This is a genomic window from Enterobacter soli (genome assembly GCF_964208575.1).
Classification (GTDB): Bacteria; Pseudomonadota; Gammaproteobacteria; order Enterobacterales; family Enterobacteriaceae; genus Enterobacter; species Enterobacter soli_A.
The window spans coordinates 172,453-184,871 of record NZ_CAXOFU010000004.1 but is presented as its reverse complement, the minus strand read 5'-3'; the positions used below and the strand labels follow the sequence as shown (position 1 = coordinate 184,871).

The window sequence follows — 12,419 nt, the reverse complement described above, 5'->3', positions numbered from 1 at the left end:
GTAAGCGCAGCGCCACCGGGCAAAACCACTATCGCAACACCATCAGCAGCGCCAGCACGACAACCGCACCGATGCTCATGGACGCCACATACCAGCGCAGGTAACCGTTCTCGCTTAACAGCAGGCCTTTACCTGCAAAGCGGGAGAGGATCGCCGGGATATTCATCATGCTGTTCATCGGGTCGCGCTTCAGCAGCCACGCAATGCCCAGGAACGGCTTAACGAAGATCATGTCGTACAGCCAGTCGAAGCCCCACGCGTTGTACCACCAGGTACCCAGCAGGCGGCCCGGCGCACTGTTGGCAACCGCGGTCACCAGCGTGCGTTTACCCAGCCACAGCCATGCGGCAATCAGGATGCCCGCGATAGCGACCACACCGGAGGTGATTTCAAGCGTCAGAACGCGACCGTGCTCAAGCTCGGTAGTGGCCGGCAGTACGCCCTGCAGCGGTGGCACAATCATCGCGCCAACGAAGGTGGAGAGTACCAGCAGCACAATCAGCGGCAGGTGGTGGGTAATCCCCTTCCCTGCGTGAGCGTGAATTTGTTCTTTACCGTGGAATACGATGAAAATCATACGGAAGGTATACAGGGAGGTCATGAACGCACCGACCAGACCCGCAACCATCAGATTGATATGACCATTCGCCATGGCACCCGCAAGGATTTCGTCCTTACTGAAGAAGCCCGCGGTAATCAGCGGCAGTGCCGCCAGCGCCGCGCCGCCCACCAGGAAGCAGACATAGACCAGCGGGATGGACTTACGCAGTCCGCCCATCTTGAAGATGTTCTGCTCGTGGTGGCAGGCCAGGATCACCGAACCGGATGACAGGAACAGCAGCGCTTTAAAGAACGCGTGCGTCATCAGGTGGAAAATGGCCGCGTCCCACGCCTGAACGCCCAGCGCCAGGAACATATAGCCAATCTGGCTCATGGTGGAGTAAGCAAGAACGCGTTTGATGTCGGTCTGTACCAGCGCGGCAAAGCCTGCCAGCACCAGCGTGACCGCACCGACGATACCCACCAGATGCAGGATTTCCGGGGTCATCAGGAACAGACCGTGGGTACGCGCAATCAGGTAAACGCCCGCGGTTACCATGGTTGCCGCGTGGATCAGCGCGGAGACAGGGGTTGGACCCGCCATCGCGTCGGCCAGCCAGGTCTGCAACGGCAGCTGCGCGGATTTACCCACGGCGCCACCCAGCAGCATCAGCGTTGCCCACCACAGCATGTTGTTGCCTGCTTCGAAGTGCGCCGGCGCCAGTTCCACCATTTCGCGGAAGTTCAGCGTGCCCAGTTCGTTGTAGAGAATGAACAGCGCGAAGGCGAGGAACACGTCACCCACGCGGGTCACGACGAACGCTTTCATGGCCGCTGCGCCATTCTTCGGATCGGTGTAGTAGAAACCGATCAGCAGATAAGAACACAGACCCACGCCTTCCCAGCCCAGATACATCAGCAGCAGGTTATCGGCCAGCACCAGAACAACCATGCTGGCGATAAACAGGTTGGTGTAGGCGAAGAAGCGGGAGTAACCCTCTTCACCGCGCATATACCAGGAGGCGAACATGTGGATCAGGAAGCCCACGCCGGTCACCACGGAGAGCATGGTCAGGGACAGACCATCCAGCACCAGGTTGAAACCGATGTTGAAATCACCGACCGACATCCAGGTCCACAGCGGTACGCTGAACGGCTGGCGTCCGCTGTTTAAGAAGTCGATACCCGCATACGCTGTGACCAGCGCAGCCAGACCGATAGAGCCAATGCCCACGGTTGCGGACAGATTCTCAGACCAGCGGCCGCGAGAAAACGCCAGCAGCACAAAGCCAATCAGCGGAAAAATAATGGTTAAGGCAAGCATGTTCATCCACGCAACTCACTTACTGAATCGATGTTCAGGTTCTGGCGGCGACGATGGAGCTGCAGCAACAGCGCCAGGCCAATACTCGCTTCGGCAGCCGCGAGGCTGATGGCGAGAATGTACATCACCTGACCATCGGTCTGGCCCCAGTAGCTTCCGGCGACCACGAAGGCCAGCGCGGAGGCGTTAATCATGATTTCCAGACCGATCAGCATAAACAGCAGATTGCGGCGGATAACCAGTCCGGTTAAGCCCAGAACGAATAAAATCGCAGCAAGGATCAATCCATGTGTTAAGGGGATCATGCGCGTTCCTCCGTTTTTCTTTTCGCGCGGTCGTCAGTGCGGTTGCTCAGCACCTCACCGGCACGCTCTTCGCGGCCAACGTGGAATGCCACAACCAGACCTGCCAGCAACAGCATCGACGCCAGTTCTACCGCCAGAACGTACGGTCCAAACAGGGTGATACCCACGGCTTTCGCGCTGATCGGCGTGCCGTCAATGCCCTGGTCGTTCACGCCCAGAATGGCGTAAACAATCACCACCAGCATGATGGCCGACAGGATCGCCGGGCCAATCCACACCTGCGGTTTTAACCACTGACGTTCCTGTTCGATTTCAGAGCCGCCCAGGTTCAGCATCATCACCACGAAGACGAACAGCACCATGATGGCCCCGGCGTACACGATGATTTCAAGCGCACCGGCAAAGTGTGCGCCCAGCGCAAAGAACACCCCGGAAATAGCCAGCAGCGAAATGATTAAATAGAGCAGCGCATGCACCGGGTTGGTGTGCGTAATCACTCGCAGCGTAGCCAGGATGGCGATCAGGCCACAGATATAAAAAGCGAATTCCATTGCCCCTCTCCTTACGGTAACAGGCTCTTGACGTCGATAGGCTTAGCTTCGTTCTCTGCTTCGCCCTTATCTTTGCCGTCGATTGCCATACCCGCCATCCGGTAGAAGTTATATTCCGGGTATTTGCCCGGACCGGAAATCAGCAGATCCTCTTTCTCGTACACCAGGTCCTGACGCTTGTACTCACCCAGCTCGAAGTCTGGAGTCAGCTGAATCGCCGTGGTTGGGCACGCTTCTTCACACAGACCGCAGAAGATGCAGCGTGAGAAGTTGATGCGGAAGAACTCAGGGTACCAGCGACCGTCTACCGTCTCGGCTTTTTGCAGAGAGATACAGCCGACCGGACAGGCCACCGCACACAGGTTACAGGCCACGCAGCGCTCGGAACCGTCCGGGTCGCGCGTCAGCACGATACGGCCACGGTAGCGCGGCGGCAGATATACCGGCTCTTCCGGGTACATCTGGGTTTCGCGTTTGGCAAACGCGTGCAGGCCGATCATCCAGATACTGCGTACCTGGGTGCCGAAACCTACCAATAATTCTTTTAAGGTCATGGTCTAAAGCCCCTTATGGCTGCTGCCAGAGAATGACAGCCGCCGTTACCAACAAGTTGACGAGCGTCAGCGGCAGGCACACTTTCCAGCCGAAGGACATTACCTGGTCATAACGAGGACGCGGTAACGACGCACGAATCAAAATGAACATCATCATGAAGAACGCGGTTTTCAGCGCGAACCAGATGAACGGCGGTAAGAACGGGCCATGCCAGCCACCAAAGAAAAGCGTTACCATCAACGCGGAAATGGTGACGATACCGATGTACTCGCCCACGAAGAACAGACCGAATTTCATACCGGAATATTCAATGTGGTAACCGTCGGCCAGTTCCTGTTCGGCTTCTGGCTGGTCAAATGGGTGACGGTGACACACCGCCACGCCCGCGATAGCAAAGGTAACAAAACCAAAGAACTGCGGGATGACGTTCCAGATGTCGGCCTGGTTGTTGACGATGTCGGTCATGTTGAATGAACCGGCCTGCGCCACCACGCCCATCAGGGACAGCCCCAGGAACACTTCGTAGCTCAGCGTCTGCGCGGAAGCACGCATCGCACCCAGCAGCGAGTATTTGTTGTTACTGGACCAGCCTGCGAACAGCACCGCGTAAACCGCGAGGCCTGCCATCATCAGGAAGAACAGAATGCCGATGTTCAGGTCAGCCACAACCCAGGTCGGGCTGACGGGAACGATAGCAAACGCCAGCAGCAGCGAGGTAAAGGCGATCATCGGTGCCAGAGTAAAGATCACGCGATCCGAGAAGCGCGGGATCCAGTCCTCTTTAAAGAACATTTTGATCATGTCCGCCACCAGCTGGAGTGAACCACCCCAGCCTACGCGGTTCGGCCCGTAGCGGTTCTGGAACAGACCGAGCAGACGACGTTCACCAAAGCTCATGAACGCGCCGCAGGTGACCACCACCAGCAGAATGACGATTGCCTTAAGGATGCTAAGCAGAATGTCGATAAGATCCGGCGTTAACCAACTCATGCTTTAGCCTCCTGCAAATTATCAAGACGCGCACCCGCCAGTACCGGCGCGATGCCAGGCATACCCATCGGCAGACCCACCTGCCCTGCGCTCAGACCTTCAGAGATAACCAGCGGCAGGCTGATTGTCTGACCTTCATAGCTAAAGGCGATGTTCGCACCCGCGTTGACGCCAAGCTTCGCGGCGTCTGCCGGGTTGAGCTTGATGTACGGCTGCGGCATACGGGTCTGGAAGACCGGTGAACGCTGAGACAGCTCGTCGCTGCCGAACAGGTGATAGTAAGGCGCGATACGCCAGCTACCGTCCTGCGCTTCGAAGCGTGCCGGAACCGAGGTAAAGAACTCGAGACCGGTGTCGGACGCTTCAATCAGGCGCACGCCCGGATCACCGTGACGCAGAGAACCGCCCACTTCAGCCTGGAACTTGTTCCATGCCTGCGGGGAGTTCCAGCCCGGTGCCCATGCGAACGGAACCTGAGAGCGCGGCGCGGACGGCTGGTTGTTCCCTTCCATCGAGAAGGCGAACATCGTGTCTTTGTCCTGCGGCTGGCGCGGTTCGTGAACGCTGATGTTGGCACGCATTGCGGTACGACCGCTGTAACGGTGCGGTTCACGCGCCAGCTTCTGACCGCGAATGCGGAAGCTTGCGTCAGGGGCTGCATCTTTGATGCCCGCCAGCTGAGGCAGCTTCTCGACGACCGCGTCGATAACGTGGTCGAGCTGCGTCCAGTCCACTTCACGGCTCTGCACGGTGCTGTGCAGGGAGTGCAGCCAGCGCCAGCTTTCCAGCATTACGGTGTTGCTGTCGTAATACGCCGGGTCATACACCTGGAAGAAGCGCTGCGCGCGGCCTTCGTTGTTGATAACCGTACCGTCGCTTTCCGCGAAGCTTGCCGCGGAGAGCACCAGGTGCGCTTTGTCCATAATCGCGGTGCGCTGATGGTCGATAACCATCACCAGCGGCGCTTTCGAGAGCGCTGCGTCAACGCGTGCCGCAGAAGCGTGGCGATGCAGGTCGTTTTCCAGCACCACAACGGCGTCAGCGGAACCGGATTCCAGTTCGCTCAGCGCAGCTTCCAGCGAGCCGCCGCCAATCATGCCCAGACCGATGCTGTTAACCGCACGGGCAATCATGGTCACGCCGACGTCCGCACCGCGGCCTTTCAGCGCTTTGGCAACGTTCGCCGCCGCCTGAATGATTTCGGCGCTGCCGGCGTTTGTCCCGGAGATAATCAGCGGCTTTTTCGCCCCTGCCAGCGCCTGAACGATCACGTCGACCTTGTTTTGCAGGTCGCGATCCAGTTCAACGGCCGGAGAGCTGTTGTCCAGCGCGTGGGCGATGGCGAAACCAAGACGCGCCTGATCTTCAACCGGCGCACGGTAGGTCCACGCGGCGATATCGTCCAGACGGGTATTGTCGATGTTGGTCACGAACAGCGGATGCTTCGCGCGCTGGCCGATGTTAAGGATTGCCGCAATCTGCCAGTCAGCCACTTTCTGGGCCGCCGCCATTTCGCGCGCTTTACCTTTCACCGCCTGGCGAACCGCCAGAGCCGCACGTGCGCCGGTCTGCGTGAGGTCTTCACCCAGCACCAGAACCGCATCGTAAGATTCGATTTCGCGCAGCGCAGGGGTATGAATACCGCCTTCGCGCAGCACTTTCAGCACCAGTTGCAGACGTTCCTGCTCGCCTTCGGCGATACCGGTGTAGAAGTTTTCCGCCCCAACCAGCTCGCGCAGCGCGAAGTTGCTTTCAACGCTGGCGCGCGGGGAGCCGATACCGATTACTTTCTTCGACTGGCGCAGAATGTCTGCCGCGCCCTGCATCGCCTGTTCGGCGTTCAGGGTGATAACGTCGTCGCCACGGCGCTGAACCGGCTGACGCGGACGGTCTTTCAGGTTCACATAGCCATAGCCGAAACGACCGCGGTCGCAGAGGAAGTAGTGGTTAACGGTACCGTTATAGCGGTTTTCGATGCGACGCAGTTCGCCGTAGCGTTCACCCGGGCTGGTGTTACAGCCGAGGGAGCACTGCTGGCAGATGCTTGGCGCAAACTGCATGTCCCACTTACGGTTGTAGCGCTCGGAGTGCGTCTTGTCGGTGAATACGCCGGTCGGGCAGATTTCAACCAGGTTACCGGAGAATTCGCTCTCCAGCGTACCGTCTTCCGGACGACCGAAGTAGACGTTGTCATGCGCGCCGTACACGCCCAGATCCTGACCGTCTGCGTAGTCTTTGTAGTAACGCACGCAGCGGTAGCAGGCGATGCAGCGGTTCATTTCGTGAGAGATGAACGGCCCCAGATCCTGGTTGCGGTGGGTACGCTTGGTAAAGCGATAGCGACGGAAGCTATGACCAGTCATTACGGTCATATCCTGAAGGTGGCAGTTACCGCCCTCTTCACACACCGGACAGTCGTGCGGGTGGTTAGTCATCAACCATTCCACAACGCTTTCGCGGAACTGTTTAGCTTCTTCGTCATCGATAGAAATAAAGGTGCCTTCGGTCGCTGGCGTCATACAGGACATCACCAGGCGACCACGCGTGTCTTCCGCGTTTTGATATTGCTTCACCGCACACTGGCGGCAAGCACCGACGCTGCCCAGCGCCGGATGCCAGCAAAAATACGGAATATCAAGGCCGAGCGACAGACAAGCTTCCAGCAGGTTGTCCGCCCCGTTGACCTCGTATTCTTTGCCGTCTACATGAATCGTAGCCATTAGCATGCTTCCAGTTGTCTCAGTCGAAACCGAGCGTTAATCAAAATTCTTGTCGTTACCAGCGCGCTTTCAGCAGGTTCGGCTGAATACCATTGATTGAATGGGTATTGCTGAACGGCTGCTTGATGCCAGCTTCGAATTCGTCGCGGAAATATTTAATCGCGCTCTGCAGTGGCTCTACGGCACCCGGTGCGTGGGCGCAGAAGGTTTTACCCGGGCCCAGGAATCGACACAGTTGCTCAAGTGTCTCGATATCGCCCGGCTGGCCTTCGCCACGCTCGATTGCGCGCAGGATCTTCACGCTCCACGGCAGACCGTCACGGCACGGTGTACACCAGCCGCAGGACTCACGGGCGAAGAACTCTTCCAGGTTACGCACCAGCGATACCATGCCAATCTCGTGGTCAACGGCCATCGCCAGCGCCGTACCCAGACGGCTGCCCGCTTTACCGATGCTTTCGAATTCCATTGGCAGGTCAAGGTGCGCTTCGGTCAGGAAGTCAGTCCCTGCGCCACCCGGCTGCCAGGCTTTGAACTTCAGGCCATCGCGCATGCCGCCAGCGTAGTCTTCAAGAATTTCGCGCGCGGTAGTGCCGAACGGCAGTTCCCAGACGCCAGGGTTTTTCACGCGACCGGAGAAGCCCATCAGCTTGGTACCGGCATCTTTGCTTGAGGAGATGCCCTGATACCACTCCACGCCGTTGGCGAGGATAGCCGGAACGTTACACAGGGTTTCGACGTTGTTTACGCAGGTCGGTTTACCCCACACACCGGAGCTTGCCGGGAACGGTGGCTTGGAGCGCGGGTTCGCGCGGCGGCCTTCGAGGGAGTTAATCAGCGCGGTTTCTTCACCGCAGATATAGCGCCCTGCCCCGGTGTGAACGAACAGTTCGAAGTCAAAACCGGTGCCGAGGATGTTTTTGCCAAGCAGGCCCGCTTCGGTCGCTTCGGCAATCGCGCGACGCAGGTTTTCTGCCGCCTCGATGTACTCGCCGCGCAGGAAGATGTAGCCACGGTAGGCTTTCAGCGCAAACGCGGAGATCAGCATGCCTTCCACCAGCAGGTGCGGCAGCTGCTCCATCAGCAGGCGGTCTTTATAGGTGCCCGGCTCCATTTCATCGGCGTTACACAGCAGGTAACGGATGTTCATGGATTCGTCTTTAGGCATCAGGCTCCACTTCAGACCGGTGGAGAAGCCCGCCCCGCCGCGCCCTTTCAGGCCAGCGTCTTTAACCGCGTTAACGATTTCATCCGGCGCCATGCCGCCCAGGGCTTTACGCGCACCGGCATAGCCATTTTTGCTCTGGTATTCGTCAAGCCATACCGGCTGTTTGTCATCGCGCAGACGCCAGGTCAGCGGATGAGTTTCAGCAGTACGAATTACAGTTTTCATTTGTACTGCTCCAGCAGGTCAGGAATGGCTTCCGGCGTCAGATGGCTGTGAGTGTCCTCATCAATCATCATGGTCGGCCCCTTGTCGCAGTTACCCAGGCAGCAGGTTGGCAGCAGAGTAAAGCGACCATCAAACGTGGTCTGGCCCGGCTTGATATTGAGCTTCTTCTCAATCGCAGCCTGAATGCCCTGATAACCGGTGATGTGACAGACAACGCTGTCACAGTAGCGGATCACGTGGCGGCCCACCGGCTGGCGGAAGATCTGGCTGTAGAACGTTGCCACCCCTTCCACGTCGCTCGCCGGAATACCCAGCACTTTTGCGATCTCGTAGATCGCGCCATCCGGCACCCAACCACGCTGTTTCTGTACGATTTTCAGCGCTTCAATGGACGCCGCACGCGGGTCTTCGTAGTGGTGCATCTCGTGCTCAATAGCGGCACGCTCTGCTTCACTCAGCTCAAAAGCCTCGGTTTGTGGTTGTTGATTCTCGTGCATAATTAGCGGTCCACATCTGACATAACAAAATCGATACTACCCAGATACACAATCAGGTCGGAGACCAGACTGCCGCGGATGGCGGCCGGGATCTGCTGCAGGTGCGCGAAGCTTGGCGTACGCACGCGGGTACGGTAGCTCATGGTGCTGCCGTCGCTGGTCAGGTAGTAACTGTTGATACCCTTGGTCGCTTCAATCATCTGGAAGGATTCTTGCGCCGGCATGACCGGGCCCCAGGAAACCTGCAGGAAGTGAGTGATCAGGGTTTCGATATGTTGCAGCGTGCGCTCTTTCGGCGGCGGCGTGGTCAGCGGGTGATCCGCTTTGAACGGGCCTTCTGGCATGTTGTTGAGGCACTGCTCAAGGATGCGCAGACTCTGGCGCAGCTCTTCTACTTTCAGCATCACGCGGGTATAGCAGTCGGACACGCCGCCGCCAACCGGGACTTCAAAGTCGAAGTTCTCGTAGCCAGAGTAAGGACGGGCTTTACGCACGTCGAAATCAATACCGGTTGCACGCAGGCCAGCACCGGTGGTGCCCCACTCCAGCGCTTCTTTCGCGCCGTAGGCAGCAACGCCCTGGGAACGGCCTTTCAGGATGGTGTTGCGCAGCGCGGCTTTCTCGTAAGAGGCCAGGCGTTTCGGCATCCAGTCGAGGAACTCACGCAGCAGACGATCCCATCCGCGCGGCAGATCGTGTGCCACACCGCCGATACGGAACCAGGCCGGGTGCATACGGAAACCGGTAATCGCTTCCACCAGATCGTAGATTTTCTGACGGTCGGTAAAGGCGAAGAACACCGGGGTCATCGCGCCGACGTCCTGAATGAACGTGGAGATGTACAGCAGGTGGCTGTTAATACGGAACAGTTCAGACAGCATCACGCGAATCACGTTAACGCGATCCGGGGTGGTGATGCCTGCCAGCTTCTCAACGGCCAGCACGTATGGCATTTCGTTCACGCAGCCGCCGAGGTACTCGATACGGTCGGTGTACGGAATATAGCTGTGCCAGGACTGGCGCTCGCCCATCTTCTCAGCACCACGGTGGTGGTAGCCGATATCCGGTACGCAGTCGACAATCTCTTCGCCATCAAGCTGAAGAATAATACGGAAAGCACCGTGTGCAGACGGGTGGTTCGGGCCGAGGTTGAGGAACATGAAGTCCTCGTTTTCGGTACCGCGCTTCATGCCCCAGTCTTCCGGCTTGAAGGTCAGCGCTTCCATCTCCAGATCCTGCTTGGCTTTGGTCAGCTCAAACGGATCGAATTCGGTGGCACGAGCCGGGTAGTCTTTACGCAACGGGTGACCGGTCCAGGTCTGCGGCATCATGATGCGCGTCAGGTGCGGGTGGCCGTCGAAGGTCATGCCGAACATTTCCCAGGTTTCGCGCTCATACCAGTTGGCATTCGGGAAAAGTTTGGTGATCGTCGGCAGATGCATGTCGTTTTCGGACAATGCCACCTTGAGCATGATATCCGTGTTGCGGTCTATTGAGATCAGGTGGTAGAAAACGGAAAAATCCGCGGCAGGGAGACCCTGGCGGTGCGTTCTCAGACGTTCGTCCATGCCGTGTAAGTCAAACAGCATGACGTAAGGTTTTGGTAATTTCTTGAGGAAATCAACCACTTCCAGTAATTGCTCACGCTTCACCCAAACAACGGGTACCCCGGTGCGGGTGGCCTGAACAGTAAAGGCATCCGGCCCTAAACGGTTGCGCAGTTCGCCAATGACGGGGTCATCCAGATGATCCCTTGTCTGCCAGGCGGCTTCTTGCGCGGTTAAGTCGGTCATATTGTTCACCATTGCAAATGGTCCGTGGTGACTGTTGGGCGTGGCTTCGCGCTATTTGAGTAGTGATATGCGAAGGTTTACTCCATGCCCACAGGCGCAAATTAAATTTCGTCAGGCGTACGCAGGTTGGTTACTGCAATACGTTCGCCGCGTTTACGCTCGCGCTCAGACTGCATGTTCGCGCGGTACACACCCTGATCGCCTACAACCCAGGAGAGCGGACGGCGTTCTTTACCGATGGACTCCTGCAGCAGCATCAGCGCCTGCATGTAAGCTTCCGGACGTGGCGGGCAGCCCGGGATGTACACATCCACAGGGATGAACTTATCAACGCCCTGCACAACGGAATAAATGTCGTACATACCGCCGGAGTTTGCACATGCGCCCATGGAAATAACCCATTTCGGCTCAAGCATCTGGTCATAAAGACGCTGAATCACGGGTGCCATTTTGGTAAAGCATGTACCGGCAACCACCATCAGGTCAGCCTGACGCGGGGAAGCACGCAGTACCTCTGCCCCAAAACGCGCAACGTCATGCACCGCAGTGAATGACGTCACCATTTCAACGTAGCAGCAAGAAAGGCCAAAGTTGTAAGGCCAGATGGAGTTCTTACGACCCCAGTTGACCATATCGTGCATGGCATGTTCGAGCTTGCCCATGTACACGCTTTTATTGACTTCTTGCTCCAGGGGGTCGGTTACGATCTCCTGTTTTTGCAGGGGGTAACGGTCATTCTCACCGTTAGGATCTATGCGGGTGAGCGTATAATCCATCTTATTGCCTCGCTGTTACTGCTGACGATTAGAGATACTGTTTTCCGGGTTGATGTGTTCACGGCGTGAACGCACAGGTGTCCAGTCCAGCGCGCCAATACGCACCAGATAAACCAGACCGGCCAGTAACACTAAAATGAAAATTGCGGCCTCGACAAAGCCCACCCAACCACTTTCGCGGATGGAAGTAGACCATGCGAAAAGGTAAAGCGCTTCCACGTCGAAGATGACGAAGAACATGGCTACCAGATAGAACTTGGCAGACAGGCGTAAGCGAGCGGTACCTACTGAATCAATACCTGATTCGAAAGGTGTGTTTTTGTGCCTTGCGCGGGCGCGACCGCCCAGGAACCAGCCGCCGACTAACATCAGGCAGCACAGGCCAATGGCTACAATAAGAAAGATTGCGAATGCCCAGTGATGAGCGATGACTTCTGTGGATGTTGACATACTCATTGCTTACTCATCAAAAGTGATACCAGTGACACTGCTCTTGCTGGCAGATGGGTATCACATCGATTCATGGGGAGGAACAAATAACCTTACACTAACTGTCGGAAATGAGGCGTAGACAGCAAAATGATGTGGTTTTTTACTCCTTTCTATAACCTTTTGTCAACTTTAACAAAGGTTTCTTCACATTAAATTACATCGAGCGATTCTCATTAACAATTCATGCCCTTTAACCCTGGTGGGTGTCTGACTTTACGTCAAATGCATGTTGTTGAATCGTGTCCGTTTTGGAAGTAAAAAAAATAACCCTCCTATTTTGACAGGATTCTCCAACGATTCCTCCCCCCAAATAGGAGTATTTTCTTGATCTGCGACACGCTTTTGTTAATTCAATCAAAAAAACGGCAACATATTTCCTGTTTTTTTAACATGAACCGGGGATGCAGGCTGTGAGAACAGAAATCGTTTAAATTTTAAACCATTCCATGCATCTTGATGATATATAACAAGTAAAGGTTTAAC

The 12,419-nt window shown here is 56.7% G+C and carries 11 protein-coding genes; all 11 read right to left on the bottom strand.

Annotated features, from left to right (window positions below; all coding sequences use genetic code 11):
- Positions 1 to 28: 28 nt before the first annotated feature.
- The 11 genes from nuoL to nuoA all read right to left on the bottom strand — a co-directional run bounded on the left by nuoL (position 29) and on the right by nuoA (position 11,900).
- Positions 29 to 1,870 (bottom strand): NADH-quinone oxidoreductase subunit L, encoded by a 1,842-nt coding sequence (nuoL, locus tag AB6V08_RS05740; protein ID WP_368541774.1) that lies wholly within the window; start codon positions 1,868 to 1,870, stop codon positions 29 to 31.
- The gene (nuoK, locus tag AB6V08_RS05735; RefSeq protein ID WP_003861496.1) at positions 1,867 to 2,169 is read right to left on the bottom strand and encodes an NADH-quinone oxidoreductase subunit NuoK; all 303 of its coding nucleotides are present in this window, start codon (positions 2,167 to 2,169) and stop codon (positions 1,867 to 1,869) included. Before nuoK ends, nuoL begins: the two co-directional genes overlap by 4 nt.
- On the bottom strand, positions 2,166 to 2,720 hold the full coding sequence (nuoJ, locus tag AB6V08_RS05730) for an NADH-quinone oxidoreductase subunit J (protein WP_063450387.1): 555 nt from the start codon (positions 2,718 to 2,720) through the stop codon (positions 2,166 to 2,168). Before nuoJ ends, nuoK begins: the two co-directional genes overlap by 4 nt.
- Before the next feature lie 11 nt (positions 2,721 to 2,731).
- A complete protein-coding gene (gene nuoI, locus AB6V08_RS05725) occupies positions 2,732 to 3,274 on the bottom strand; it encodes an NADH-quinone oxidoreductase subunit NuoI (protein WP_010433353.1) in 543 nt (180 codons plus the stop codon).
- Positions 3,275 to 3,287: 13 nt separating this feature from the next.
- Positions 3,288 to 4,265, bottom strand: coding sequence for an NADH-quinone oxidoreductase subunit NuoH (gene nuoH, locus AB6V08_RS05720; RefSeq protein ID WP_152081705.1), 978 nt, complete (start codon positions 4,263 to 4,265; stop codon positions 3,288 to 3,290).
- A complete protein-coding gene (gene nuoG, locus AB6V08_RS05715) occupies positions 4,262 to 6,985 on the bottom strand; it encodes an NADH-quinone oxidoreductase subunit NuoG (protein ID WP_368541773.1) in 2,724 nt (907 codons plus the stop codon). The genes nuoH and nuoG overlap by 4 nt, the downstream gene beginning before the upstream one ends.
- A 55-nt stretch (positions 6,986 to 7,040) precedes the next feature.
- On the bottom strand, positions 7,041 to 8,378 hold the full coding sequence (gene nuoF / locus AB6V08_RS05710) for an NADH-quinone oxidoreductase subunit NuoF (RefSeq protein ID WP_063450389.1): 1,338 nt from the start codon (positions 8,376 to 8,378) through the stop codon (positions 7,041 to 7,043).
- Entirely contained in the window at positions 8,375 to 8,875 is a 501-nt protein-coding gene (gene nuoE, locus AB6V08_RS05705) for an NADH-quinone oxidoreductase subunit NuoE (RefSeq protein ID WP_006176513.1), read from the bottom strand. Before nuoE ends, nuoF begins: the two co-directional genes overlap by 4 nt.
- Before the next feature lie 2 nt (positions 8,876 to 8,877).
- The gene (nuoC, locus tag AB6V08_RS05700) at positions 8,878 to 10,680 is read right to left on the bottom strand and encodes an NADH-quinone oxidoreductase subunit C/D (RefSeq protein ID WP_368541772.1); all 1,803 of its coding nucleotides are present in this window, start codon (positions 10,678 to 10,680) and stop codon (positions 8,878 to 8,880) included.
- 89 nt (positions 10,681 to 10,769) lie between these two features.
- A complete protein-coding gene (nuoB, locus tag AB6V08_RS05695; RefSeq protein WP_003861482.1) occupies positions 10,770 to 11,444 on the bottom strand; it encodes an NADH-quinone oxidoreductase subunit NuoB in 675 nt (224 codons plus the stop codon).
- Between the two features lie 15 nt (positions 11,445 to 11,459).
- Complete coding sequence (gene nuoA / locus AB6V08_RS05690) at positions 11,460 to 11,900, bottom strand: NADH-quinone oxidoreductase subunit NuoA (RefSeq protein ID WP_003861475.1); 441 nt, start codon at positions 11,898 to 11,900, stop codon at positions 11,460 to 11,462.
- Positions 11,901 to 12,419 lie beyond the last annotated feature (519 nt).